The following is a 24,864-nucleotide window of genomic DNA, read 5'->3' as shown; positions in this document are numbered from 1 at the left end:
GCGCCTCAGAACGGGAACTGCGACCGCCCGTGCTGGATGGAGATCCACTTGGTGGTGGTGAAGGCCTCCACCATCGCATCGCCGTTCAGCCGCCCCACGCCGGAGCTCTTCGCGCCGCCGAACGGCACGATCGGCTCGTCGTGCACCGTCGCGTCGTTGACGTGGAACATCCCGGTCTCGATCCGCTTGGCGAACCGCACACCGCGCTCGATGTCGGCGCTGTGCACGGCGCCGCTGAGCCCGTACGGCGTGGTGTTGGTGAGCCGCACCGCCTCGTCGTCACCGTCGAACGGCACCAGCACCACCACCGGCCCGAAAATCTCCTGCTGCAGCAGCGGGGAGTCCTCCGGCAGCCCGCTCAGCACACTGGGCGCCACCAGCGTGCCCCGGGTCTCACCGTGCAGGAGCGCCGAGGCGCCGTCGGCGACCGCGCGGTCCACCAGCGAGGTGATCGCCTCGGCCTGGCCCTCGTTGATCAGCGGGCCGATATGGGTCTGCGGGTCGGTGGGGTCGCCCACCTTCAGGGCCGCGACCCTGGCGACGAACTTCTCGGTGAACTCCTGCTCCACGGCGCGGTCCACGAGGATCCGGTTGGCGGCCATACAGACCTGGCCCTGGTGGACGAAGCGGCTGAAGACGGCCGCGTCCACGGCGTAGTCGATGTCGGCGTCGTCGAGGACGACCAGCGCGCTGTTGCCGCCCAGCTCCAGCACGGAGTGCTTGAAGTGGGCCGCGGCGACCGTGGCGACATGCCGGCCGACGTTCTCGGAGCCGGTGAAGGAGATGGTCTTGGGCACCGGGTGCTCGATGAGCGCATCACCGATCTCGGCGATATCGGTGACCACGACGTTGAGCACCCCCGCCGGCAGCCCCGCCTCCTCGAAGATCTTGGCGACCAGACCGCCGCCGCACACCGGGGTGTTCTGGTGCGGCTTGAGGACGACCGCATTGCCGAGCGCAAGGGCCGGCGCCACGGACTTGAGTGACAGCAGGAAGGGGAAGTTGAAGGGGCTGATGACGCCGACGACACCGACCGGCAGCCGGTAGAGACGGTTCTCCTTGCCGTCGATGGGAGAGGCCAGAATGCGGCCCTCGGCGCGCAGCGCCAGCTGGATCGCCTCGCGCAGGAACTCCCTGGCCAGATGCAGCTCGAAGCCCACCTTGACGAGCGTGCCGCCGACCTCAGCGGCGATCGCCTCGGCCAGCTCCGCCTCACGGTCGTCGATGATCCGCAGCACCCGCTCGAAGACGGTCCGCCGGGTGTACGGATTGGTGGCGCCCCACTCCCGCTGTGCGCGCTCGGCGGCACGGTAGGCCTGGTCGATCTCCTCGACCGTGGCGACGGGTATGGAGGTCAGCTTCTCCCCGTTATAGGGATTGAAATCGACGATGTCCCACGAACCGCTGCCGGCCCGCCACTCGCCGTCGATGAACTGATACGCCAACTCGTCGAAGTAGGACATGCCATCCCGATCTGGAGAACAGGGCGCTCAGGGCGCCGCATTGGGGGGTGCTGACTCCTGATGGTGCGCCATCCTACCGACGCGTCACATCAGTTGGAGAAGCCCGCGCAGCAGGTCCCTGGTCTCGGCCGGATTCGGCCCCTCTTCCTGGAGGCGGTCCATCACCCGGGCGTATTGCGCCACCTCTTCGGGCTTGTCCACATAGAGGGCACTCGTCAGCTGCTCCAGGTAGACGACGTCCGGCAGTCCGGACTCCTGGAAGCCGAGCATCGTGAAGGCTCCGCTCTCGCCCGCGTGCCCTCCCAGGCTGAAGGGCATCACCTGTAGCCGCACATTCGGTCTCTCGGACACCTCGATCAGATGCTTCACCTGCTCGCGCATCACGGACCGGTCGCCGTAGGGGCGGCGCAGCGCGGCCTCGTCCAGTACACAGTGGAACTGTGCCGACCGCTCGGTCACCAGCAGCTTCTGGCGCTCCATGCGCAGCGCGACGCGGCGCTCGATCTCGGCGGGCCCGGCATCCGGCATGCCCCGTCTGACGACGGCCTGCGCATAGCCCTCCGTCTGCAACAGCCCGTGCACGAACTGGACTTCATAGACCCGGAGGAGAGAAGTGGCGCCTTCCAGACCCACATACGTCTGGAACCAGCCGGGCAGCACATCGGTGTAGCTGTGCCACCAGCCGGCCACATTCGCCTCGCGCGCCAGGGACAGCAGCGCCTCGCGCTCCTGGGCGTCACCGACCCCGTACAGCGTGAGCAGGTCCTCCACATCACGTGCCTTGAAGCTCACGCGGCCCAACTCCATGCGGCTGATCTTCGATTCGGACGCACGGATCGAGTAGCCGGCCGCCTCACGGGTTATCCCGCGCGATTCACGCAGCCGGCGGAGCTGCGACCCGAGCAGGATCCGCCGCACCACCGACCCGCTCGACTCACTTGCGGACACCTCTCAGACCCTCCTGTGACCCCACCCCGTCCAACAGTGGGCCGCAGTCTGCCACGTTCGGGCTTCGTTGAGTGCTCATCCGGTTACGGATACGTGAGGCCCCCGCAACCCCTCCACACGAACCAGCAGGAAGAATCCGGAGGAAAACCGTCCGGCCTGGTGCAATCACGGCACGTGCACGTGCATCTGCCCTTGCATCTGTCCCGCGCATTGGGAACCATAGGCGTCGCACGCATGCACGCTCGTGAAAGATCCGCCAGATCCAGCTGACCGGCCAGGGTCATGACGTCCGCGAACGCCAGGAGTGCCTCGCATGGGGACCAAGGTTTTGACCATGCTCGAGCCGTTATGGCAGGGCTTTCCTCCCGTCGACCCCTTGGCTGTCTCCGGATCGGCGTCCCGCACACTCCCGGCGCGCTATGAATCGGTACGCAGTGCACGTGCGTTCACTCGCGAGACCCTGCAGGGCTGGGATCTGGACGATCTCTTCGACTCGGTCGCCCTGGTGGTCTCCGAACTCGTCACCAATGCCCTGCGGCACGCGATCCTGGCCGCCCCGGAGCACCACGACGCCACCCCGCCCGCCCGGCTGCACCTGATGCGCTGGTCCTCCCGGCTGATCTGCGCCGTACGGGACCCGAGCGACGATTCACCGGTCGCCGGGGAGGCGGATTCCGCCGCGGAGTCGGGTCGCGGGCTGTATCTCGTGGACTCCTTCAGCGACAGCTGGGGCTGGCATCCGCTGGCCGGTGCCGCACACGGCAAGATCGTGTGGGCCCTCTTCCGGCTGCCGTAGCCGCTTCCCTCACACCGGGCGCACCGTCTCACCCACGGGCGCCCGGTTGCAGGGCGCGGACACCGGCCGGGCGCGAGCACTGCGCGGGGCGTGAACACCGCGCAGATTGCGGCTACTTCACCGGTGCGGCTGCTTCACCCGTGCGACCACTGCGCACGCTGCGCGACGCACCCGCACACCCCTCCGGCCGCCGCACGCCCCTCCGGCCCGCCGCCCGGACACCGACGCCCGGGCACTCCCCACGGGGCACAGGACACTCAGTCCCGTACGAGATGGTCGAACTCCCCGTCCTTGATGCCGAGCAGCATCGCCCGGACCTCGGCCGGCGTGTAGACGAGCGCGGGGCCGTCCGGGAAGCGGGAGTTGCGTACCGCGATGTCACCCCCGGGCAGCTTGGCGAACTCCACACAGGATCCCTGGGAGTTACTGTGCCTGCTCTTCTGCCATGCCACATCACGGAGATCTGTGGCGGCCATGCCGTTGTATGCGTGGAGCACAGGGGTCTCCCGGTGATAAATGGTGTCAACTGCCCGGGAGCATAGCCGCGTTCTCATGCGGATGCATGCGCAGATGCACGTGCACGACAGCCGGTGCAGAGGCGGTCACAGCTCGTCGAGCACCCGAGTCCGCCGCTCTTCCGCGAGCGGCTTCCACTCGTCGCCCCTGCTCAGGTGCACCCTGCACTTGGTACGGACCGCGGGCTCGATGCCCTCACGACCTTGGGAGAGACGTGCGCCACGTCCTGTGGGTTCCGGGGCCGGGGGTAGCGAGGGCGCCCCCTGCCCTCCGCGGGCCACGAGATAGAGTGTGAAAATGGTTTCCGTTTTCAATAAGCACCGGGACCCCGCCCGAAGAGATCGCACCGTGTCCGCCCACTGCCGGCTGACCCGTCGCACGCCGGGCTTCGGCAAATCCGTCTCCCGCCGTATGACCGTCGCCCGGTACGCGGTCCGGCGCGCGGCCCTCAAGGCCGTCATCCGCCGTCCGCCCTCCCGCCGGACCCGGGACTGCGGCGCGCCCCGGGTGCGCAACCGCGACGGCACCGACGGGCGCCCGCGCGGCTACCTCCGCGCCTTCGGCCTGTCCCGCGTACGGCTGCGCGAACAGACGCCCGCGGGCTACCTGCCGGGGGTCCGCAAGTCGAGCCGGTAGCCGCACCGCGGGCCGTCCGGTCTGGGCGACCCCTGGACCGGGCGGCCGGACCGTTGGGGTAATACTGGACAGAACGTCCGCTACCCCTCCCGAAGAAAGCGAGCGCGCGCATGCTCCGCAACGCCTTCGAGCCCTGGCACCTGATTCTGATCCTCGCGGTACTCGTGCTGCTCTTCGGCTCGAAGAAGCTGCCCGACATGGCACGCGGCCTGGGCCGCTCGATGCGCATCCTCAAGGCCGAGGCCAAGACGCTCAAGACCGACGAGCCCGACGCGACCTCCCGCCCGGACGCCACACCCCGCTCGGAAGCGACGCCCCGCCCCGAGGCCACCGCCCGCCACTGAGGCCGAGCCGCCGGCCGCTCAGCCGGCTCCGGCCTTTCAGCGATCGCCGGCCGCTCAGTGATCGCCGCCCTCATCGATCAGCCGCCGCACCTCGCGGTCGATCAGCCCCAGCCGGGCCTCGGCGACCAGCGGCACCGCCCGGCGCTGCCGCCGCGCCTCGGCGAGATCGATCTCGACGGTGACCAGCGAGGGCTCCCACTTGGGCGCCTGCGCCACCACCGCGCCCCGTGGGTCCACCACCCGCGAGCCGCCCCAGAACGCCGCGCCGTGCTCATTGCCCACCCGGTTCACGAAGACCACCCAGCACTGCAGCATCTTCGCCGTATAGGACAGCAGGGTGTCCCAGTAGAGCCCGGTGTCCATCGCCTCCGGATCCAGGCTCGCCGCGCTGTTCGTCGGGATGAACAGCACCTCGGCACCGTCCTGCACCGCCAGCCACGGCAGGGTCGGCTGCCAGGCGTCATTGCACACCAGCGTCGCGCCCCGGCCCCCGCTCTTGTCCCGCTTCAGCTCGTACGCACGCAGTGACTGCCCAGGACTGACGTGCTTGCGCTCCTCCCAGGCCAGGTAGTTGGGGAGATACAGCTTGCGGTGGGCATGCACCAGTTCACCGGCCGCGTAGTGGGCCGCGGTGTTGTAGGCCCGCAGACTGGTGTGCTCGTGGAAGCCGACCAGCACATCGGGGCCGAGGGTGCTCAGCTCCAGCAGCCTCGGATCGCTCGCCGCGAGCGACTCATCGCGCTCCAGCGCGCCCAAGTGGTAGCCGTGCAGGCTCAGTTCGGGAAAGACCACAAGATCCGCACCCTGCGCCGCCGCCTGCTCGATCTGCTCACGGGCGATATCGAGGTTCTCCGCCACCCCGCCCAGCACACAGTCCGTCTGCGCCAGCGCAACGAGCATGGCCCCACCTCATCGACCCATCACCTTTGCGGCCTTCACCCCAATTTTGCCAGAGGGAGCAGCGCGCGGCACGGCCCCGCTGCGCTTCCGGTGCCGCCCGGCTTCAAACACCCGGAGACCGGGTCCCCACCAATGAGCGAAAGAACGATCCTTCCCGTGCCGGACACGGCCTTCACGCGTTGATCCACACGATCCGTCGTACGACCCGTAGGGGCGCTTCCAGCCGCAGCGCCGCTCCGGGCAGCGTGGCACGACGGCCCGCGGTCGAGCCGTCCGGCGATGCCGACGGGCGGCTCGACCGGGCGGACCGACCGGGCGGAGTGGGCGGACCGGGCGCAGTGGCCCGCCGGGCCCGCTCGGCGGCCGCTCAGCCGGTCGCTCGGTCGGCAGTCGAGCCCCTGATCCCCAGAGGCCCGTCCCGCACCTACGGCCCTCGCGCTCATCTGCGACGCGTACGGGACCGGCGCAGCAGCAGTGCCCCTCCCACCAGCAGCCCGCCGCCCATACCGGCCACCACGCCCAGCTCGCCGGGCCCCGTGGACGCCAGCAGCGCGGAGCCCGCCGAGTCCCCGGCCCGCGCCTGAGCTCCCACCCGTGCATCCCGTGCGGACCGCTGCGCAGGCACCGCACCGGCGTCCTCCGCGGACTTCCGGGCGTGCTTCGGTGCCGCCTTCGCCGGTTGTGCCTTGGGCGGCCGCTCCCGGTGGGGCGTCCCTTCCGGGGCCGTGTGCCGCCGGACCTGCTCAGGTGCAGGCCGCTGCGCCACCGGGGGCGGTGGGGCGGCGTTCAGGGGCCGGCGGGCTGCCGCTCCGGGTAGCGCGCCGTTCCCGCACGAGGCACCCATGGCCGGGTTGAGCGCCGCGCCCCCGTCCACCGAGTTGCCACACGCATTGACCGGGGTGTCCACGGTCACCTGGATGCTGTTCCCGGACAGCACCCCGGGAGAGTTCGTCGCACCGCCCCCGGCGCCGGCATCCGCGTACGCCACACCGCCGCCCGCGCCCAGCACACCCGACGCCGCCGCCACGAACACACACGTCTTCAGGCTCTGTCGCACCTCTCGTCCCTCCTCTTCAGTCGTTGCCCACGGACCGTCGCCCGCATCACGTGTTCCGCCCGCACCACGTATTCCGCCCGCACCTCGCGTGCTGCGCGCACTCCGCGTTCCGCTCGCACGACCGGGCGGCCGGCAGCACATACGCGGCGCCGGCCGCCCGGGACACAAGCGGGGGAACGGCCCAGGCCGTTCGCGGTCAGCGGTTGCCGACACCGTTCCCGGAGAGGACCGGGATGCTGTCGAGGATGTGCGACAGCGCCTCGTCGCCCTTGGCCTGCGTCGAGTTGTGGGTGCACTGCTGGTTCTGCGGCGACGACAGGATGTTGATGTCCTGAGCCTGGATCCAGGAGAAGGCCTGGACGTTCGCCTTGCCCAGACCGAGGCACAGGTCGTTCAGCGAGCCCTGGACGAGCCCGAGCTGGGTGCTCAGATTGCCGCGCGTGGTGGAGTTGCCGTAGACCGACGCCGCCCCGTTTCCGTTGACCGTGCTGGTGCCCCTCTGGTCACCGATCGCCATGGCGTCGGGAGCGGCCGCAGCGGACATACCGATCAGCGACGCCGCCACAGCCGCGCCCGCCATCATCTTCTTCATCACGCAAACCCTTCAGGAGAAGAAACTCCCGACACGGGAGCCCTGTTTGAACAACCCGCCATACGGACTTGAGTTCTGGCCGGTGGGTTACCATCACCCGAATAGCAGGCACCAGGTCTTCCGTATAAGGCTTCAGCTGCCGCTACCGCCTGAAACCCTCGCCCTAATTCGCGCACCGACAATGCGACTTGTCGCCCGCGGGGCGGTCCGGAGCGTTTACAGACCGCCCCCGAGCGTTCCCGGAACACCCCCGAGAGCAATGACCTTATGCCTTTGCGCGACGCAGGCCCGCGAAACCGGTGAACGGGTTCGCGGGCCCTGCGCTCGTTACGGACAGCATGCCAATACCCTCGCGGCCCCATCAATCTCGCAAGGGCATTGGCATGCTTCCCTCCACACATCATTCCTAACGACCCGGTGCACCGGAGTTCAGTCACGAGCGAATAACATTTCCGACCCGACGCCGGACAGCGGAAACCCGGACCGCCCGGAAGAAGGAGGACCGGGCGGCCCGGGTGCTCATCAGCCGATCAGCGGTTGCCGGCTCCGTTGCCGGAAAGGACCGGGATGTTGTCCAGGATGTGCGACAGCGGCTCGTCGCCCTTGGCCTGGGTGGAATTCTCGGTGCACTGCTGGTTCTGCGGCGACGACAGGATGTTGAGATCCTGCAGCGCCAAGCCGTGCACACCCTGGAGGTTCAGCTTGCCCAGAGCCAGGCAGGGCTTGTTGAACGAGCCCTGGATCAGGCCGATCTGCGGGCTCATGTAGCCGTACGTGGTGGAGTTTCCGAAATACTGCTGCGCGCCGTTGCCGTTGACGGAAGAGGTTCCGTGCTGGTTACCGATCGCCATCGCCTGGGGGGCGGCAGCGGCGGCCACGCCGACAATGGACGCAGCCGCGGCTGCGGTGGCCAAAGCCTTCTTGATCATTTTGATCCTTCGTGTTTCGGGATGCCCTTGGGCCGGGCAAACTGCCCAACTCACAGGGATGTTTTTGGTTGTTCTCATTCACTCAAATGAGCTGGCCACCGAAGCGACTTCCCGAGCCGCTTTCCGGAGTCACTTTTACGGACCGGCATCGTGCCGGCGCTCCGGTTCCGGACCGGGCCGGTGCCCGGGGCGAGAAAGCGCGAGGGGTGGTAGGGCTTCGGGCGCGCATGTCAGCAGTCGGGTAACGCGCATTCCGCTACCGCGTCGCGCTCACCGGACACAGCCGAAGGACAGTGAAATCCGGGCCCGCGTCGCGCGTCCGGGACAGACAGCTCCGCCGTTCATCCCGCGGCGGCCCACGCCGGGCGCCCGGGAATTACTTGAGCGGCAGGCCACCGAGCAGCGGAGTCTTCTTGGCCGTTCCGGTGACACCACGGAGCAGCTTCTTCGCGTTGGTCGACCTGACCTTGCCCTCCGCGGTCTTGACCGTGTGGACCAGCGGCGTGAGCTGGTGGCCGTCCAGCTGCTTGCTGCTCAGCGCGTCCGTCAGCCCGCCGTTGAGGCTCATGGTCGGGGCTCCGGGCTGGGCGGCAAATGCGGGTGCGGCGACCCCCAGTGCCATGACGGAACCGGCAACAACCGCGGCAGACTTTGCGTACTTCACTTCAACTGTCCTTTCTCGGGCGGTGCTTGACGGTCCGGCGGCAGCAACGCCACATGAGCAATCACTTCGCTGCTCGGATGACCGATTTCAGCGTGCCTAACGAATGCTTACGTCCTGAGAAACCCTGAAGTTTCACTCTTCTCGGACGAGTTCACTCTTCTCGGACGAGCCGCCCGGAAATTGCGGGCGTTATACGTCCACCCGCACAAGGCGAATGGCGACCGGCCCCGGTGCGCAGGTGACCGCGCACCGGGGCCAGGTCACATCGACATGGCTCGAATTCCTTCGAGTCAGGCGTTCACGCAGGTGTTGCCGAACGCCGGGTTCAGCAGCGCAACGATGTTGACGGTGTTGCCGCAGAGGTTGACCGGGATGTGCACCGGCACCTGGATGGCGTTGCCGGAGAGCACACCGGGCGAGTTCTTGGCGCCACCCGCGACCCCTGCGTCGGCGAAGGCCGGCGACGCCGCACCCACCGCCATGATCGTACCGGCAGTGATCGCTGCGACCTTTGCGTACTTCACTTTCAGCCCTTCCTTGCAGCGGGTCCGTGGCGAACACGACCGTCGTGTCGCACGGGCGGTTTTCTGCTCGCCCGTAACACCGCTGCCGATATTGGTAACGATTTCCCCTCTGGCACGAAACTCTTGCCGGGAGGTTTTCGGAGGAATCGCCCGAACGATGCAGCACCGCTTCAGGAGATTGTCACCGCGCATACGACGCGGAAAAAACACCGGAGTTCGAACAGGCGAGGTAGCCGCCGAATACGAATTCCTACCGAAAGGGGGATCGAGGAATTCCGTCCCTACGGTTCCCAACGGGGTGCCACAGGTCCCGGACCGCTCTGAAAGCGAGAGCCGGCGGTCCGGACCTGCAGCCGATGGCCGGCTCAGTGGTTGCCGACGCCGTTCCCGGACAGGATCGGGAGGTCGCTGAGGATGTGCGACAGTGCCTCGTCACCCTTGGCCTGGGTGGAGTTCTCCGTGCACTGCTGGTTCTGCGGCGAGGCCAGGACATTGATGTCCTGCACGTTGGCCAGCCATGCCCAGACCTGAGCGTTCACCTTGCCCAGGGCGAGGCACGGCTTGTTCAGCGAGCCCTGGACGAGCTCCAACTGCGGGCTCATCTTGCCCACGGTGGTGGAGTTTCCGAACGCGCTCTTGGCACCGTTGCCGTTGACCGTCGACGTGCCGTTGTGGTTACCGATCGCCATTGCCTGGGGGGCGACCGTTGCCGAGATGCCGACGACGGACGCGGCTACAGCCGTCGTGGCCAGGACCTTCTTGATCACGATTTACCCTTCTCGAAGCGGAGTGCCCGTTTCCGGAGCGCACTGGTCAACTCGCTTCTGGGGGTGCGGTTTCGCCGTTTCACTCGAATGCCACGAAACCATAGATACATATCACTGCACCCGGGCCGAGTTCGCCTTCCGGATGCCGTTTTGGCATTTCAAAGGCCGGTACGAAGAATTCGTATCGCCCTTTGCCGGCGGGCGGCTCACCTGCCCATTGCCGGGCTCAAGTGCTATACGGAGAAGGCGGGTTGAGGGGCGGTGTTGCCGTCCGCCGGGTTCGGCCGGGGCGACGATGTTGCGGGTGTTGCGCACACCGCACGGTGCACGAAGCGCCAATCTGCCCGTGATCACATCCGGTTGGGGAGGAAAGAGCGTCGTGGGCAAGGGGATGTCCGGGAAATGGCGTCCTGGCGTGGAGGTTCTGCGGGGGTGGCGGCAGCCCGTCCCGCCGGAGTGGCGGGCCGCGGCGGTTCCGCTGCCGTGAAGACTGCCGTGAGGGTTGCCGTGAAGGCTGCCGTGAGGGTTGCGGGGTCGTGTCGTCTGCGCTGGTCAGGGCGAATGTCAGACCCTGGTGGAAGACTCGGAGGCATGAGATGGGCGATGGTGGAGACGGGCGACGGGGGTGCTCGTCTCTGCCCGCTCGACCGGGACGGCCGGCCCGCCGGACCGGTGCTGCGGGAGCCCTCGCTCGCCGAGGCCGTGCGTAGCCGGCCCGAGGTCGAACGGTGGGTGTGGCGCTCCACCGCGGAGATCTACCGGCGGCTGCTGGCGGCAGAGGTGCGGGTCGAGCGGTGCTATGACGTGGAGGCCGCGGAGGCGCTGCTGATCGGCCACGAGGAAGGCCAGTCGGGCCAGCCGCATTCGCTGGCCGCCGCCTGGGCGCGGCTCCACGGCCGGCCCGTCCCGCAGGACGCGCCGGTCCGTACGGCTCAGGCCCAGCCGTCCCTGTTCGAGCCGGGCCCGGTGCCGCTGCCGCCCGGCACGGACGAGCTCACGGCGCTGCTGGAGGTCTACGCCGGCCATGTGGCACGTACGGAGCGGGCGGAACACCCGGACCGGATGCGGCTGCTGCTCGCCGCCGAATCCGCGGGCATGCTGGTCGCCACGGAAATGGGGCGGGCCGGGGTGCCCTGGCGCGCCGATGTGCACCGCAAGCTGCTCGACGAGCTGCTGGGAGAGCGCTATCCGGGCGGCGGCGAGCCGCGCCGCATGGCGGAGCTGGCCGACGAGGTGTCCCGTGCCTTCGGGGCGGGCCGGCGGGTCCGCCCGGATCTGCCGAACGACATCATCAAGGCCTTTGCCCGCGCCGGGATTCCCCTCACCTCGACCCGTAAATGGGAGCTGCAGCAGATCGATCACCCCGCGGTGGCACCGCTGCTGGAGTACAAGACGCTCTACCGCCTCTACACCGCCCATGGGTGGGCATGGCTCCAGCAGTGGGTGCACGACGGCCGCTTCCGCCCCGAGTATCTGCCCGGTGGCACGGTCTCCGGCCGCTGGACCACCAACGGCGGGGGTGCGCTGCAGATCCCCAAGGTGATCCGGCAGGCCGTACGCGCCGACCCGGGGTGGCGCCTGGTGGTCGCCGACGCCGCCCAGATGGAGCCCCGGGTGCTGGCGGCCGTCTCCCGCGACCGGGGCCTGATGGAGCTGGCCGGCAGCGGCGAGGATCTGTATGCGGATCTGGCCGCCCGCGCGTTCGGCGGCGACCGTGCCCGGGCCAAGCTCGGTCTGCTGGGCGCCATTTACGGCCAGACGTCCGGCGACGCCCTCAAGCACATGGCCGATCTGCGCCGCCGTTATCCGGCCGCGGTGGCGTATGTCGACGAGGCGGCGCGCGCGGGCGAGGAAGGGCGGCTGGTGCGCACCTGGATGGGCCGCACCTGCCCGCCCGTTTCCATGGCACCCCCCGACGAGGCGGGCCTGCCCCAGGAGGAGGAACCCTCACCGGCCTACGGCACCGGCTCGGCGGCCGCCCGCGCGCGCGGCCGGTTCACCCGCAACTTCGTCGTGCAGGGCAGCGCCGCCGACTGGGCCCTGCTGCTCCTGGCCGCGCTGCGCCGCTCGTTGTCGGAGGGCGGGCTCCGCGCCGAACTGGTCTTCTTCCAGCATGACGAGGTGATCGTGCACTGCCCCGCACAGGAGGCGGCGACGGTCGCCGAGGCGATCACGGCGGCTGCCGCGGCGGCCGGGCGGATCGCGTTCGGGGAGACTCCGGTCCGCTTCCCGTTCACCACGGCGGTGGTGGAGTGCTATGCCGAGGCGAAGTGAGCGGGGAGGCGGGTGTGGTGGGGCGGGCAGGGCAGGCGGCGGGCATGGCAGGCGGGTGGCGGCGTCGGGGCCGGTGCGGCGGGGACACCGTGCAACGGGTCGGGGCAGGCTGTGGGCGTGCGCGTACCGCCTGCGGGCGGGGCGAGTGCGCGTGGGGGCGGAGATCGTGAGCAGAAGCTGTGGCATGTCCGTCCTGAACGAGGAGCACTCCGTATGAGCGTCCAGCCCGAGCCGAATGACCGGACCGCGATGCGGGTGCACCCCGAACTCGTCCCGGCATTTGAGGCGTTGCCGCGGATCCCCGATCCGTATGAGGACATCGAGGCCGCGCGCGCCGGATTCCACGAGATGCTGGCCGCCTTCCCGGCGGACCGTACGGGCGTGTGCAGCGACCGGTTCGGCATCCCACGAACGGGCGGCGGCACGCGGGTGGGTGACGGCACGCGGGTGGGTGACGGCACGCTGACGGTCGAGGTCTACCGTCCGGAGGGGGCGGTGGGCAGCACCGAGCCGGGGGCCGGTCAGGGGGCCGCGCAGGGGGCCGGTGCGGGAGAGGGCGGGCACGGTGATGCCGCCGAGGGCACCGGGAACGCCGGGAGCGCCGGGAGTCCCAGGAACGCCAGTAGCACTGGAAGCACCGGAAGAGCCGGAAGAGCCGGCAACGTGCTGCTGCCCGCCGTACTGCATTTCCACGGGGGCGGGTTCGCCCTCGGCCGGGCGCTGCCGGGACAGGACCGGGTGGCCATCGAACTCTGCCGCACACTGCCCGCTGTCGTCGTCGCCGTCGAATACCGCCTCGCCCCGGAGCACCGCTATCCGGCCGCGGTGGAGGACTGCTATCTCGCGCTGGAATGGGTGGCGGGGCGGGCCGCCGAGCTGGGCATCGATCCCGCGCGGATCGCGGTGGCCGGCAAGTCCGCGGGCGGTGGTCTCGGCGCCGCGGTCGCGCTGATGGCCCGCGACCGTGGCGGGCCGAAGCTCGCCTTTCAGTCGCTGTGCGTCCCGGATCTGGATGACCGGGTCGGAGCGGACGCGGCGGCGGACCGGACCGCGGACGCGGCTGTGGACACGGCGGCGGACACCGAGCGGGCCCTGGACGCGCGGGTGCTCAACGGGCGCGGTGTCCAGTCATCGTGGAAGCACTACCTTCCGGAAGGGACGACGGAGGCGGAGGCGTATGCCGCGCCCGCTCGCGCCACCGAGCTGTCGGGGCTGCCACCGGCCCATGTCCTGGTCTGCGATCTCGATCCGATGCGCGAGGCGGGACTGGCCTACGCCCGGCGTCTGATGGACGCGGGGGTGCCGGTCACGGTCCGCAATGTCCCCGGTGCCTGGCACGGCTTCGAGCTGTACGCGCCGGACACCCGGGTGGCGAAGGAAATGACGGCCCACTGGACGGGACAGTTGCGGGCGGCGCTCCACCCGGCCTCCCCGGCGGTGGTGTGAGACCGCTCAGTCCGTCCCTCCCGGCGGGCCGGGAGGGTCCTCCCCCGCCGATGCCCCGGCAGCATCGGCGGCCTCGGCGCCCTGGACGTCGCCCCCGTGCCCGCCGCTCGGGGCCCCGACGGTGGAGATCAGGCCACGGGTGATCCGAACCATCGTCGCGACCAGCAGCTCGCGCGGGTGGTCGGGACGCTCCAGCCACCACAGCGCGAGCCCGTACAGCGCACTGCGGATCGCCTCGCCGAGGGGTTCCAGCTCGGCTTCGGGGATCCCGGGCACGAACTCGCGCAGCAGCGCCATGTCCGTCTCCCGCTGTCTGCGCTGCAGCTCACGGTGGAACGCCGCCACCTCCGCGTCGCCCGTGGTGTCCCGGAACATCATGCGCCAGGTGTACGGATGGCTCTGCACATAGCCGAACCAGGCCTCGTACATCGCCGTCATCCTCGTGGCCAGATCGCCCTCGCCGTGGAGGAGTTCGCGGACCGGGGCGGCCGCCAGTTCATCGCGGTGCCGCTCCAGCAGGGCGAGGTGCAACTCCTGCTTGGAGTCGAAGTGCCGGTAGAGCATCGGCTTGCTCAGGCCCGCCTCGGCGGCGATCTCCCCGATGGTCGTGCCGGCGAAGCCGCGCTCCGCGAACAGCCGGGCCGCCGTGTCCTCGATACGCGTCCTGGCCTCGGCACGCGCGGCGCGGTTCCGGTCGATCTCGCTCATGCGCTCCCACCCTGCGATCTGGCTTGTTCCGGCTGGTGTTTTCGGCTCGCCATGGCCGCTTCGATGAAGGATACTGATGCGTGTACCACTTGGTATACGCATCAGTAGGATCAGTGGGGTCGGCGGTCGGCCGTCACCAGCAGGATCAGGATTCAGTGGAACTGCCGTGGCAGGACCGTCCCCACCGGACCAGGTACGGGGGCTCGTCGTGATCGTTTCCCTTCATCTCGCCGACATCGGTGTCCGCAACGTCCGCGCCGTCCTCCGCGAGCGTCCACGGCCGGACGCCACCCCCGGCCTCCGGTACGCACAGACCACGCTCACCGGCGCCATCTCGTCCGGTCCGCCCGTGCTGCGCCCCGGCCGGGCCGCGCTGCTCGCCGCGTGGGAGGACGATGCCGCGCTCGACCGGTTCCTCGCCGAGGACCCGCTGCCGCGGCGGCTGGCCGGAGGCTGGCATGTGCGGCTGCAGCCGCTGCGGATATCCGGTTCCTGGCCCGCGATGCCGGTCGAGACCGACCCGGGCGCCGGGCCGGAAGCGGAGGACGGGCCGGTCGTCGTGCTCACCCTCGGGCAGCTGCGGCTGCGTCGCGCACTGCCGTTCCTGCGGGCCAATTCCCGGGCCGCAGGCCGGGCCGCGGCCGACCCTTCGCTGATCGCTTCGGCAGCCCTGGCCAGACCGCCCCGCTTCGTCGGCACGTTCTCCCTCTGGCAGAGCATGTCGGCGATGTGCCACTACGCCTACGGCGCCGACCGGCCGGCACACAAGGAAGCGGTCAGGGCGCACGAGGCGGAGCCCTTTCACCACGAGGCAGCGTTTCTGCGCTGCCGGCCCTATGGCGCCCAGGGCACACTGGACGGCCATGAGCCGATGGCAGTGGCCGCGAAGGCGGGGCGGAACCCCTAGCCGACGCGAACCCCTGGCCAGGTGTGCCCCGGCCGAGGGGCAGGTGAAAGCCGAGGGCCGGGTGAACGCCGAAGGCCGGGTGAACGGTGAAGGGCTACCCGGGCGGAACGGAACGCGCTTCAATTCCCGGGTGTGTGAGACGCGTTGACGGCGAAGGGGAACCGGTGAGGATGAGTGACGAGAGCGGGATGGACGCGGGAGCGGACATGAGTGCCGGGAGCGGTGACAACGGTGCTGCCGCGGGCGCGCGCGGTGACCACGGTGCTGCCTCAGGCGCGCGCGGCGGGGAGCTGGAGCGCATCAATCCACCGCATCTCGCGCCGCCGACCGGATTCAGCCATGCCGTGCGCGCGGCCCCGGGAACCATGGTCTTCCTCGCCGGGCAGACCGCTCTCGACGGTTCGGGCCGGATCGTCGGGGACGGCATCGTCGAGCAGTTCGAGCGGGCGCTGACGAACCTCCTGGACGTCGCGGCGGCCTCCGGCGCCCGCCCGTCCGACCTCGCCAAGCTCACCGTCTTCGCCGTCGATGTCGCCGACTACCGCCGCCATGCCCGTGATCTCGGCGCGGTGTGGAAGCGTCTGGTCGGCAGCGACTACCCGGCGATGGCCGTGATCGGCGCCACCCGTCTGTGGGACGAGACGGCCCTGGTCGAGATCGAAGGCATCGCCGTCGTCCGCTGACGGCACGACACCGACGCCGACGACCGCACCGGCACCGGCACCAATGCCAACCCGACGCCCGGCCGCTGCGCCCCCTTACGCGCGAGGGGCGCCCGCCCCGCCGGTCTCCCGGCGGAACGAGCGCCCTTGCGCTGCTTCACGGACGTACGCTTCCGTCGCGCCCTCACCCACCCGCTGACGCATCACCGCGCAGCGAGCACCGCGCACCGCGCACGACCGCTCAGTTCCGGCCGCGGGCCATCCCCACCGGGTCCTTCTTGAAGGCCCAGGTCATCTTGGGCTCCATGGCGAAGCGGAAGGTCCGCTGCACAGGTGGTGTGCACAGCAGCGTGATGACGGTGCCCGCGATGAGCGTCAGCAGTACCGCGCCCCACGGGGTGTGCATCCAGGCCGCGTCGTACCAGTTCCAGAAGCGCGACCCCTTGGCGAGGAAGCCGTGCAGCAGGTAGCCGTAGAGAGTGCCCGCGCCCAGCGCCGTGCACCACATCGTGCGCCCCGGAATCCAGGCGAAGAAGCAGGCCACCAGAACGAGTGAGCAGCCGAACATCGCCAGCGTCATCACCGCGCCGCTCCACCACGGGGCGGCCAGCTCCTGCGCGGCGTCGCGGTGGTAGAACCACGCGGCGTTCATCCGCGGCGCCGCCCAGTACGCGAAGACCAGCGCGGCCGCGAAGACCGGTACGGCCAGGATCCGCGCCTTCCTGCGGCGTACGAGCCTGAAGTGCTCCGGCCGCAGCGACAGCCCGATCACGAAGAACGGCAGGAACTGCAGCACCCGCTGAAGGTCCAGGTCATCGCCGATGTCCGGGGAGAGGGACGCGAGAACGGCAACGGCCAGGGCGAGCGGGACCGGCCAGCGCACGATCTTCCACAGCGGAGTGGTCAGCCGCCAGATGAACAGGGCGGCCAGGAACCACGTCAGATACCAGGGGTCCATCAGGCTGATCGGATAACCCGGATCGTCATCCGCCCACCTCTTGAAGAGCGTGTAGGCGACTTCGAAGAGGATGTAGGGAACCGCGACCCCGGTAATCAGCCGCTGCAGCCGGTCCTTGCGCATATCGAAACTGCGCGAGAAATAGCCGGAGATGATGATGAACGCCGGCATATGGAAGGCGTAGACGGTGATGTAGAGCGCCGCCGCCGTCCGGCTGCCGTCGCGCAGCGGTTCCCAGGAGTGGCCCATCGCCACGAGCACGATGGCCAGGTACTTCGCATTGTCGAAGAAGGCGTCGCGCGGCTTCGCCTTGGCATCCGCCGCGTCGGCGCTCTTGCCGCGGCCCGCGGCCCGACGCTTGGCATGACTGCGGGGTCCGGCAGGTGAAGTACCGGCGGTGGACGCGGATTGACGATCCGTCGCCGAACCGGGGGCGGTCGCCGTGGCAGTCCCGGAGGCGGTCGCCCTCGCGGTCGTCGTCGCCGTAGCCATCGTTGCCGTCGCACCGCCGGCCGCGGCTGCGCCCGCCGGACTCATCTCGTCATGCGGCATCTGCCGAGGCGGGGGAAGCGGAACCCGCCGTTCGCCGTACGCCGGAAAATTGTCTTTCAAGGAGCCTCCCGGAACGTTCCCAGAGGAGGAGCTGGACGCTGGCCCGCACCGGGCCGCAAATCGGAACCCAAAAGCCAAATCCTGCGTCTTAGTTCTTTTACGGGGAGTGTGGCGGCGTCGAACATCTCAGGCACCTTAGCCCCGCGGCGGGAATCACGTAAATCCCCGACTGCGGCGGCCGCACGCGCCGCATCCGCCCTCCACAGCTCCTTCACGCACCGCGGACGGCAGCGCGGCCCGGACCACCGTCCGGCGCGCCACGAGAACCGGACCGGGATCTGGACAATGCCCCGCGAATCCCCGGCCGTTGCCCATTATTCAATAACACCTTCGACCCCTCGCGCTCTCACCGACCGGGCGCTGGTGTTCTTCGCCACGTCCCACACGTAGACCTGCAGCCGGCGCCCGTGCGGCCCGCGCAGCCGGTGCACGGCCGCCAGCCAGCCTGAACTGAGCGCGGACGCACGGGGGTTGATCTGGTCGGCGAACCGCGCATAGCGCGCCAATTTGTCCGTCCCGGGCGCCCCGAGTATCCCCGTACGGATCTCCGGCGCCCTCTCGTGCACGGCCTTGACGCACGGCACGGAGAAGCTCTGGACGACCAGCCGGCTGCGGACATGGTCCCGGTCCAGCCACCCCCGCGCCCGCAGTTCGCGGATGACCTGCGCCTCGATTCCGGGATACTTCTCCGGGGCCTTGATCTCCAGCAACAGGCGCTGCCCGTTGTGGTCCAGACGGCGTAGATAGTCAGCGAGCGTCGGCACCCGCACCCCGGTGAACCGCCTGCCGAACCAGCTGCCGGCATCCAGCCGCGCGAGCTCGGCGGCCGTGAAGTCCCCGACCCGCCACGGCGCCCGACCGGGAAACACCTTCGCGGCGTCGGTGGTCCGCCGCAGGGTGGCGTCATGCATCACCACCAGGCGGCCGTCCTTGCTGCGCTGCACATCGTTCTCGACCCATATGAGCCCGCGGCGGTGCGCGGCATCGACGGCGGCGAGGGTGTTCTCGGGCGCGTAACGGGAGGCGCCGCGGTGGGCGATCAGCAGGGTGGCCGCGGTGCCGGGGCCGGCCCGTGCCCCGCTGGTCACCGCGACATCCGCGTACTCCTCGGGGCCGGACGCCATCGCGGACGACGACACCGCGGCCGCCACCAGGTAGGCGACCCCGGCGGCGGGGATCCGCAGCGATCTCCGAAGCATCCGGGAGCCTCCTGGTCCGTTCACCCGCGGACGGCCGCGTCCGCGTCAGGCATGCCCCCTGGGGTCCTTCCTTCCGTGCCATTCCGTCCAGCAATGCGGCTGCCTTCTCAACATGCCCGCATCCCCCGTCACCCGCCACGCGGGCAGCCCTGCGACGGCGGTGCACCACCCGCCCCGCTGGTCGCCATTTCCCAGGCCAGCAGGGTCGGACGAGGTGGTGGAGCAGGTGAGCTGCGGCTTCCGGACCGCCCGCCATCCGTGTGTACGCCGTCGCCGAAGCGCCGTGGGTGCGGTGAGCGGTGTTCCCGCACCGGGCGGCATCCGGGGCGGTGGCCGGACGCATGACGAGGCCCCCGCGGACGTGTGAGGGTCCACGGGGGCCGGGTCGGGCGGTCAGCCCGGCCAGGCGGAGCCGGTCAGGGCCGGGGGATCACAGGGTGGGCCCCCGGCGAAGGATCAGCTGAGCCGCCACTCGTGGTCGTCGGCCGGGTAGCAGTTCGCGACGCCGAGCCGGGCGGCGCGGCCACCGGTGCCGAACTCCTTGCCCCAGACGTCCAGGCACATGTTGTTGCTGGAGTAGTTGCGCAGCCAGAACTTCCCGTTGCCCCGGTCGTCCTTCCACCAGAGCTGGTTGTCCCCCAGGGTGCCGTCGCAGGTGTACTCGGAGACCGCCGTCGCCCCGGGCACGGCGCCGTAACCGGGCAGGTCCATGCACAGCCCGTCCGTGCTGTTGCGGACCACGAACAGGTCACCGCCGCCGGGGGCCTTGCCCTTGAGCTTCACATCGATGTCCCACATCTCGTTGTCCGCGGTCCTGGGGTCGACGCACGTGAACTGGTCCACCTCCCCGTTGATTTTGCCCTTTCCTCCGTAGCCCGGAATGTCGGCGCACATTCCGGTCATGACGTTCCGCAGTTGCAGCTGCTTCGTGCCGAGGAGAGCGGGGCCGGGCCCCCCGAACAATCCGATCTTGCCCGGCGGCGAGGCGGACTTCCCCTTCTCCCCGCCCTTCTTGTCCTTTCCGGGGGCGGGCGCCCCGGACTGGCCTTTGCCGTCCGGACCGGACTCGGAGCCCTCCGCCTTCTCCCCGCCCTTGGTGCCCTTACTGCCCTTGTCGGCCTTCGGCGGGACCAGGGGCGACTTGCCCGTGTACGAGCCGGGCGCCCGCTGATCGTCGCCCTTCGGAACGGTGATCTCCGCGGCAGCCTCGGCCGTCTTGTCCTTCTTGTCGTCATCCCCCATCGTGAGGGCCAGCAGCGGCACGGCAATCAAGAGCGCGCCCGCGATGGCCGCGGCGGCGCGCAGCGCCTTGGTGGGCCGGCCCGAGGGGGGTTCCTCGCCCCCGCCCGTCCCGGTGGACGCCTCCGGCGGCTTGCCGCCGGCCGCGGCCGCCGTGCCACCGGCGGCACCCGCGCCGCGCCCTCCGCCGTGCTCCGACGAGGAGGACGCCGTGGCGGCCGTCGATCCGGTGGCCGACGCGGACGAGCCCGCCAGGGCCTTGGCCCTGGCGGGCGTCGTCGGAGCCTTCGCTTCGGACGTGCCTTCCTCGCCGCCCGACGCCGCCTCGGATCCCGCCGCCGGGGCCGGGGCGGAGCTCGGCCCGGACGACGCGGCGGACTCGGACTCGGCAGGCTCGGACGCCGCGGACTCGGGCGCCGCGGACTCGGGCGCCGCGGAGTCGGCGGACGCGGTGGGCCCGGACGCCGCAGTTCCGAACGACTTGGGCGGCTTCGGCGCCGTGAAGCCGAACGCCGCGGTCGGCCCGGACGCCGCGGACCCGGCCGGGCCCTTCGCGCGGGCCGACGAGGCCGGTTCGAAGGAGGCCGGCGGAGTGGGCGGCGCGGACGGTCCGCCCGGCGCCGGCGTGCTCGACGGGCCGCTCACGTCACCGCTCTTGTCCAGCGGCGCGTCCGGCTCGGGTTGGCCTGCGGACCCGGGCAGCGGCACGGCGCGGCGCACCGCTGGTCCCCTCAGGCCCGTCGGTTCCTTGTTGGGCATCGTGACTCCGTTTCGGTTCGCGGGTCGGTCAGCGGGCGGCGCCGGACGCGGTACCGACCGCGTCCCCGCGCCGCCCCAATGGCCCCTCGCACAACTCCGGCCAGCGAAACAGCCCCGGTGCGAGAGGGTGGCGGCGCAGGGCTTGGTCCAGCCTGTCCAGCGCCGCACGGTCGTGGTCGTCGAGTTCCGTGCTCTGCGGCACCGCTGAGGTGGTCGCGGTGGCGGGGGTGGCGGGCACCTCGCGCAGCAGCACCAGCGGGGCGCCGTCGCTCTCGCGTACGTCGAGCACCCGCAGCAGCGAGCCCGGCGCGAAGACGACCTCGTCGCGGCCGGCGGCGCCCGGCCCGCCCGCCAGCTCGCGTACCCGGCGTCCGGTCGCCGACCAGATCGCGTACTGCGGACCGCCCGGCCGCGGCGCGCCCACCCCGACCGGCAGCGCGCTCACCGGGGCCGCCTCGCGCAGCAGGTTCCCCGGCGCGAGGGCGGCGTCCGCCGTGTCGGTGCCCCGGAAGGCGAGCCCGCGGTACGAGGGGAGCCGGCGCAGGGCGGAGGCCACGCACGCGCCGTAGGGCAGCAGCCGCGCCTCGCCCGCCCGCAGGCTTTGGGCCAACTCGCCGTAACTCAACGGGCCTTCGGTGTCATGCAGGTACATGTGCAGGGCGATCAGGTCGTCGCGGGCATCCTCCTGCTCCGGCCCGCGCAGCGCGGGCATCCTGGTGAGCGCCCGCATGACGGCGGAACTGTGCCGCTCCCACCTGTCCTCCGCCAGCCCGCGGAAGGAGGTGCGCTCCGCCGGGCTACTGACGTACCCCGGCAGGAACGGGACCGGCGGCAGCGGGTCGGCAGCCACGGCGGCGGGCCGCCGCGCTCCGGACGGGGCGACCGCGCGCGGTGCCGTAGGTGTCGTAGGTGGCGCCGGCGTCTCGGGTGCCGTAGGTGCCTCGGGCTTTGTGGGGGGTGTGGGTGGCGTGGGTGGTGTGGGTGGTGTGGGTGCCCCGGGCATGGGGGGCGCCGTCGATGCCGTGGGCGCCATGGGCCGCGTCGGTGCCGTGGGCGGCGTGGGCGCCTCGACCTCCATGAACGCTGCGGGCGCCTCGGGCGTCGTAGGCCGCGGCGGTGCCGTACTGCGAGCCGGTGCCTCGGGTGCCGTGGGCGACAAGGGCGCCTCGGGCAACGGGGGAACCTCGGGTGGCCCCGGCGCTGTGGGGGGCTCGGAACGGGACGGCCGGGTGGGCGGGGCGGGGGCCTCCGGTGGCCGGCCGGAGCCGGGCGCCTCCCGGGCAGGCGGCTCGCCCGACCTTTCACCGGGTAACGGCGTGATCGGGTCCGGCATGACCCCGCGCTCCGGAGCGGCCCCGGTGGATCCCGGGCCTCGGGGACCGGGACCTGGAACGCTCCGCGAAGGCGGCTGTGCACGGGACCGGTTCGACGGTCCGGCGCCGAGCGCTCGCGCGGAGGGCTCCGGTGCGTGCTCGGGCTCCGGTTCGTGCGCGGGCTCCGGTTCGTGCGCGGGCTCCGGTGCGCGCTCCGGCTCCGGCGAAGGGCCGGGAGCCGCCGCGGACCCGGCGGGCTCGGTGCTCCGGGGGGCGGGGGGCTCCGGGTGCGGGGCGGCACCCTCCGGGCGGGGGCCGGCGCGTCGCGGCTCGGGGGCCGGGTCCGGGGCTCCCGTCAAGGCCCGGGAGATCGAGGCGGGTTCGGGTACCGGAGGCTCGGGGTCCGCCGGGGGCCGGGGGCGGCTCGGAGCGGAAGGGCGCCCGGAGCGCTCGGCCGAGCCGACGGCAGCCGCCTCCGGAGCGGGAGCACCGGCGGGCGCCGAGGCGGCGGGGCGGGCGTTCGAGGCCGATGTCGTCGGCAGCGTGGGCGGGGGACCCGGCAGGGGCGGCGACTCCGGCTTCCCGGCCGGGTTCGCCGGGTTCGCCGGGAGCGCGGGCGGGGTGGGCAGAGCAGCCGGGGCGGACGGGGCGGGCAGGCCAGCCGGGGCGGCCTGCGTGTGGGGGGAGGCTGCCTGCGGCGGGGCGAGGGCGCTGCCGAAGCGGATGGCGCGCAGGCCGTGTTCGGCGGCGATACGGCGCAGTTCGCGTCCGCCGTCCACGCTCGTACCGTGCACGAACAGCCGTGCCCTGCTGCGAACGTCGACGCCGAGGCTGCCCAAGAGCGTGCCGAGCGCGGGGTACAGCGACGCCTCAAGGGACTGGCCGGGCCGGCCCACCTCGATTGCCGGGCCCTCCGCGTCCGCCGGCCGGGCCGCCGCCGGGGGACGCCCCTCCGCGGCATCGGTGATCCACAGGCCCGCCCGGGTCACGCCGGCCTGCCACCCTTCGGAGAGGGAGACGACGCCGTGTTCGGACAGCTCCCGGCCCGCGGTGCCGTGGATCGCGGGGAGCCGGCCCCAGCGCAGCAGCCGGGGGGCCTGTGCCGGTGCGTTCTCCCCGGCCGGCAGGCACATCACCGCGTCCACGAACGCCTGCCAGCGGGGCGCGCCGTCGGCGCCGACGAGTACCGAGCGGACCGTCCCGGGGTGGGTGGGCGTGCCGTGGGACAGCAGCGGCATACCGGTGTACACCACGACCTGGGTCCCCAACGCGTCGGAAACCCATTGACCGGTACGCAAAATGTCACGGGGGCTGCCCGGGGCGAGCCGGACCTGCTTCCGCACGGCCTCCGGCAGGGCGCTGAGCACCTCCACGAGGTCGCCCGCCGAGACGTCCTCGCCCTCCGGGACGCCCACCAGCACGGTGGGGCCCCCGGGGTCGGCGGGTACGGAGTAGCACAGATCGTCGAGGCGGGGCGGGGCGGCGTCCCGGGAACGGGTCAGCACTCCGGCAGGGATCTGCTCGATCACACAGCCGCCGGCGACCTGGTCGGGCAGCTGGTCAACGGCCGGCTGCCAGCCGGGGGCAGGCTGCCGGGGGCCGATCCGCTGCGGCTCCGCACCCGGCCGGAAACGCCACCAGCTGCCGCGTTCCGGCACACCCACGCCGACCATGGCACCGGGCTCGGCCTGCCGGACCGGCACGAACAGCCCGCCGCCGGGCACCACGAGGGCGAGCCCGTCGGGGGCGATGACCTCCAACTCCCAGGCGTCGGCAATCCGGCGGGCCAGCGCGGGCGCTCCGGGCCGGTCGTCCCCGGCGGCGGTCATGACGAGCCGGACCGTGCGGATACCGTCTTCCCGCAGCTCGTCGAGCAGGCCGCCGAGACGGGGCCACAGGTCGGCGGACTGCGGCGCGTCGACCCCGGCCACCACCGTGACGGTGTGCGCGTCGGCGGCGAGGGCACGGGCCAGGTCGAGGACATCGGAGTTGCTGAGCGTGTCATCGGAGGGCGTACGCAGCAGCCTGATGCCGTCGTACTCCTCGATGAGCAACCGCTTCGGGCGCCCCTCGTCAGCGCCCTCGCCCCCGGGACGGTGCCCGCCTGCCGCCGCCGGCCCGGCCGGGGCGGGGCGGCCTCCCCTTTTGCCGAACCACCGCGCCCGGCCGCTGTCGGAACGGCTCACGCCTCTTCTCCTCGGTCGGGAGCCGGCCCGGACGGGCCGGCCGGGGTCGCACGGCAACTCGGGTTCTGACACATACCGTTGTCACCTGGTGGAGTCGACATGTCCTGATTCCGTGGTTCTAGCGGTGGAGAGAGTCATGGTGCGGCGGTGGAGCCAAGGGGGGCCGGTGCAGTTCCCTGACGTTTCGGTGAAGCGGCGGCAACGCAGCCGACGTTCAGGGAGGTTCAGGAAAACTCCGCCCTGGCATGTGGGATGCGCGTACGGCCCGAAAAGTTCACTTTCGCACGGAAAATCTCGCACCCCGGGTCCGACGACGCCCCCGCCGCCGGACCCCGAAGCGGTCTCAACGCCCGTTCTCCGCACCGGAGTCGGGGGCGGACCCGTCAGCCGGCTCCGGGGCGGACGCCTGCTCCGGCTCCGGCAGGAGGACGTCCTCCAGGCGGCTGCTCCCGTCAGCCTCGGCAG

The 24,864-nt window shown here is 71.2% G+C and carries 22 protein-coding genes; 7 read left to right on the top strand and 15 right to left on the bottom strand.

The annotated features are described in order from the left end of the window. Positions 1-5: 5 nt before the first annotated feature. Positions 6-1,463 (bottom strand): aldehyde dehydrogenase family protein, encoded by a 1,458-nt coding sequence (locus ABR737_RS25955; protein ID WP_350252674.1) that lies wholly within the window; start codon positions 1,461-1,463, stop codon positions 6-8. 84 nt (positions 1,464-1,547) lie between these two features. Continuing rightward, the gene (locus ABR737_RS25950; protein WP_350252673.1) at positions 1,548-2,411 is read right to left on the bottom strand and encodes a Sco1979 family transcriptional regulator; all 864 of its coding nucleotides are present in this window, start codon (positions 2,409-2,411) and stop codon (positions 1,548-1,550) included. A gap of 313 nt (positions 2,412-2,724) precedes the next feature. Between ABR737_RS25950 and ABR737_RS25945 the strand changes: the two genes are divergently transcribed. Further along, on the top strand, positions 2,725-3,207 hold the full coding sequence (locus ABR737_RS25945) for an ATP-binding protein (protein ID WP_350252671.1): 483 nt from the start codon (positions 2,725-2,727) through the stop codon (positions 3,205-3,207). Positions 3,208-3,464: 257 nt separating this feature from the next. Here the strand turns inward: ABR737_RS25945 and ABR737_RS25940 are convergent, their stop codons facing one another. Beyond that, positions 3,465-3,704: a DUF397 domain-containing protein gene (locus tag ABR737_RS25940; RefSeq protein WP_086718280.1), complete on the bottom strand. Its 240-nt coding sequence runs from the start codon at positions 3,702-3,704 to the stop codon at positions 3,465-3,467. A gap of 430 nt (positions 3,705-4,134) precedes the next feature. On the opposite strand from ABR737_RS25940, the gene ABR737_RS25935 reads away from it, so the two are divergent. Both ABR737_RS25935 and tatA read left to right on the top strand, forming a co-directional pair. Beyond that, the gene (locus ABR737_RS25935; RefSeq protein WP_350256921.1) at positions 4,135-4,359 is read left to right on the top strand and encodes an uS14 family ribosomal protein; all 225 of its coding nucleotides are present in this window, start codon (positions 4,135-4,137) and stop codon (positions 4,357-4,359) included. Between the two features lie 110 nt (positions 4,360-4,469). Beyond that, positions 4,470-4,703, top strand: coding sequence for a Sec-independent protein translocase subunit TatA (gene tatA / locus ABR737_RS25930; RefSeq protein WP_350252669.1), 234 nt, complete (start codon positions 4,470-4,472; stop codon positions 4,701-4,703). A gap of 54 nt (positions 4,704-4,757) precedes the next feature. Here the strand turns inward: tatA and ABR737_RS25925 are convergent, their stop codons facing one another. From ABR737_RS25925 to ABR737_RS25895, 7 genes are all read right to left on the bottom strand, one after another. After that, positions 4,758-5,603 (bottom strand): nitrilase-related carbon-nitrogen hydrolase, encoded by an 846-nt coding sequence (locus ABR737_RS25925; protein WP_350252667.1) that lies wholly within the window; start codon positions 5,601-5,603, stop codon positions 4,758-4,760. A 439-nt stretch (positions 5,604-6,042) separates the two neighbouring features. After that, positions 6,043-6,660: a chaplin gene (locus tag ABR737_RS25920; RefSeq protein WP_350252665.1), complete on the bottom strand. Its 618-nt coding sequence runs from the start codon at positions 6,658-6,660 to the stop codon at positions 6,043-6,045. Positions 6,661-6,856: 196 nt separating this feature from the next. Next, complete coding sequence (locus ABR737_RS25915; RefSeq protein WP_350252663.1) at positions 6,857-7,252, bottom strand: rodlin; 396 nt, start codon at positions 7,250-7,252, stop codon at positions 6,857-6,859. A 530-nt stretch (positions 7,253-7,782) separates the two neighbouring features. Further along, the gene (locus ABR737_RS25910; RefSeq protein ID WP_350252661.1) at positions 7,783-8,181 is read right to left on the bottom strand and encodes a rodlin; all 399 of its coding nucleotides are present in this window, start codon (positions 8,179-8,181) and stop codon (positions 7,783-7,785) included. 376 nt (positions 8,182-8,557) lie between these two features. Further along, positions 8,558-8,845, bottom strand: a complete 288-nt coding sequence (locus tag ABR737_RS25905; protein ID WP_350252660.1) for a hypothetical protein — start codon at positions 8,843-8,845, stop codon at positions 8,558-8,560. 290 nt (positions 8,846-9,135) lie between these two features. After that, positions 9,136-9,369 (bottom strand): chaplin, encoded by a 234-nt coding sequence (locus ABR737_RS25900; protein WP_350252658.1) that lies wholly within the window; start codon positions 9,367-9,369, stop codon positions 9,136-9,138. 365 nt (positions 9,370-9,734) lie between these two features. Continuing rightward, a complete protein-coding gene (locus ABR737_RS25895; RefSeq protein WP_350252657.1) occupies positions 9,735-10,136 on the bottom strand; it encodes a rodlin in 402 nt (133 codons plus the stop codon). A gap of 591 nt (positions 10,137-10,727) precedes the next feature. Here ABR737_RS25895 and ABR737_RS25890 point away from each other — a divergent pair. Both ABR737_RS25890 and ABR737_RS25885 read left to right on the top strand, forming a co-directional pair. Continuing rightward, complete coding sequence (locus ABR737_RS25890; RefSeq protein ID WP_350252656.1) at positions 10,728-12,410, top strand: bifunctional 3'-5' exonuclease/DNA polymerase; 1,683 nt, start codon at positions 10,728-10,730, stop codon at positions 12,408-12,410. 213 nt (positions 12,411-12,623) lie between these two features. Beyond that, complete coding sequence (locus ABR737_RS25885; RefSeq protein ID WP_350252655.1) at positions 12,624-13,856, top strand: alpha/beta hydrolase; 1,233 nt, start codon at positions 12,624-12,626, stop codon at positions 13,854-13,856. 6 nt (positions 13,857-13,862) lie between these two features. On the opposite strand, the gene ABR737_RS25880 is transcribed toward ABR737_RS25885, so the two are convergent. Further along, the gene (locus ABR737_RS25880; protein ID WP_350252653.1) at positions 13,863-14,564 is read right to left on the bottom strand and encodes a TetR/AcrR family transcriptional regulator; all 702 of its coding nucleotides are present in this window, start codon (positions 14,562-14,564) and stop codon (positions 13,863-13,865) included. A gap of 166 nt (positions 14,565-14,730) precedes the next feature. On the opposite strand from ABR737_RS25880, the gene ABR737_RS25875 reads away from it, so the two are divergent. Both ABR737_RS25875 and ABR737_RS25870 read left to right on the top strand, forming a co-directional pair. Next, positions 14,731-15,471: a spheroidene monooxygenase gene (locus ABR737_RS25875; protein WP_350252651.1), complete on the top strand. Its 741-nt coding sequence runs from the start codon at positions 14,731-14,733 to the stop codon at positions 15,469-15,471. 206 nt (positions 15,472-15,677) lie between these two features. After that, positions 15,678-16,154, top strand: coding sequence for a RidA family protein (locus ABR737_RS25870; protein ID WP_350256920.1), 477 nt, complete (start codon positions 15,678-15,680; stop codon positions 16,152-16,154). 220 nt (positions 16,155-16,374) lie between these two features. Here the strand turns inward: ABR737_RS25870 and ABR737_RS25865 are convergent, their stop codons facing one another. From ABR737_RS25865 to ABR737_RS25850, 4 genes are all read right to left on the bottom strand, one after another. Next, entirely contained in the window at positions 16,375-17,703 is a 1,329-nt protein-coding gene (locus tag ABR737_RS25865) for an acyltransferase family protein (RefSeq protein WP_502964374.1), read from the bottom strand. Positions 17,704-18,017: 314 nt separating this feature from the next. Beyond that, positions 18,018-18,902: a glycerophosphodiester phosphodiesterase gene (locus tag ABR737_RS25860; protein ID WP_350252648.1), complete on the bottom strand. Its 885-nt coding sequence runs from the start codon at positions 18,900-18,902 to the stop codon at positions 18,018-18,020. A 456-nt stretch (positions 18,903-19,358) separates the two neighbouring features. Beyond that, the gene (locus ABR737_RS25855; protein ID WP_350252646.1) at positions 19,359-20,900 is read right to left on the bottom strand and encodes an RICIN domain-containing protein; all 1,542 of its coding nucleotides are present in this window, start codon (positions 20,898-20,900) and stop codon (positions 19,359-19,361) included. A gap of 28 nt (positions 20,901-20,928) precedes the next feature. Next, positions 20,929-24,399, bottom strand: a complete 3,471-nt coding sequence (locus tag ABR737_RS25850; protein ID WP_350252644.1) for a hypothetical protein — start codon at positions 24,397-24,399, stop codon at positions 20,929-20,931. Positions 24,400-24,864 lie beyond the last annotated feature (465 nt).

The organism is Streptomyces sp. Edi2, from assembly GCF_040253635.1.
GTDB lineage: Bacteria > Actinomycetota > Actinomycetes > Streptomycetales > Streptomycetaceae > Streptomyces.
Note: the sequence above shows the minus strand (reverse complement) of the source record. Positions and strands in the feature narration are given on the sequence as shown.

Coding starts and splice junctions, on each gene's coding strand:
- ABR737_RS25935 (WP_350256921.1), top strand. CDS start 4,135: ATGACCGTCGCCCGGTACGCGGTCCGGCGCGCGGCCCTCAAGGCCGTC.
- ABR737_RS25945 (WP_350252671.1), top strand. CDS start 2,725: ATGGGGACCAAGGTTTTGACCATGCTCGAGCCGTTATGGCAGGGCTTT.
- ABR737_RS25880 (WP_350252653.1), bottom strand. CDS start 14,564: ATGAGCGAGATCGACCGGAACCGCGCCGCGCGTGCCGAGGCCAGGACG.
- ABR737_RS25855 (WP_350252646.1), bottom strand. CDS start 20,900: ATGCCCAACAAGGAACCGACGGGCCTGAGGGGACCAGCGGTGCGCCGC.
- ABR737_RS25885 (WP_350252655.1), top strand. CDS start 12,624: ATGAGCGTCCAGCCCGAGCCGAATGACCGGACCGCGATGCGGGTGCAC.
- tatA (WP_350252669.1), top strand. CDS start 4,470: ATGCTCCGCAACGCCTTCGAGCCCTGGCACCTGATTCTGATCCTCGCG.
- ABR737_RS25915 (WP_350252663.1), bottom strand. CDS start 7,252: ATGAAGAAGATGATGGCGGGCGCGGCTGTGGCGGCGTCGCTGATCGGT.
- ABR737_RS25910 (WP_350252661.1), bottom strand. CDS start 8,181: ATGATCAAGAAGGCTTTGGCCACCGCAGCCGCGGCTGCGTCCATTGTC.
- ABR737_RS25890 (WP_350252656.1), top strand. CDS start 10,728: ATGAGATGGGCGATGGTGGAGACGGGCGACGGGGGTGCTCGTCTCTGC.
- ABR737_RS25870 (WP_350256920.1), top strand. CDS start 15,678: ATGAGTGCCGGGAGCGGTGACAACGGTGCTGCCGCGGGCGCGCGCGGT.
- ABR737_RS25860 (WP_350252648.1), bottom strand. CDS start 18,902: ATGCTTCGGAGATCGCTGCGGATCCCCGCCGCCGGGGTCGCCTACCTG.
- ABR737_RS25925 (WP_350252667.1), bottom strand. CDS start 5,603: ATGCTCGTTGCGCTGGCGCAGACGGACTGTGTGCTGGGCGGGGTGGCG.
- ABR737_RS25955 (WP_350252674.1), bottom strand. CDS start 1,463: ATGTCCTACTTCGACGAGTTGGCGTATCAGTTCATCGACGGCGAGTGG.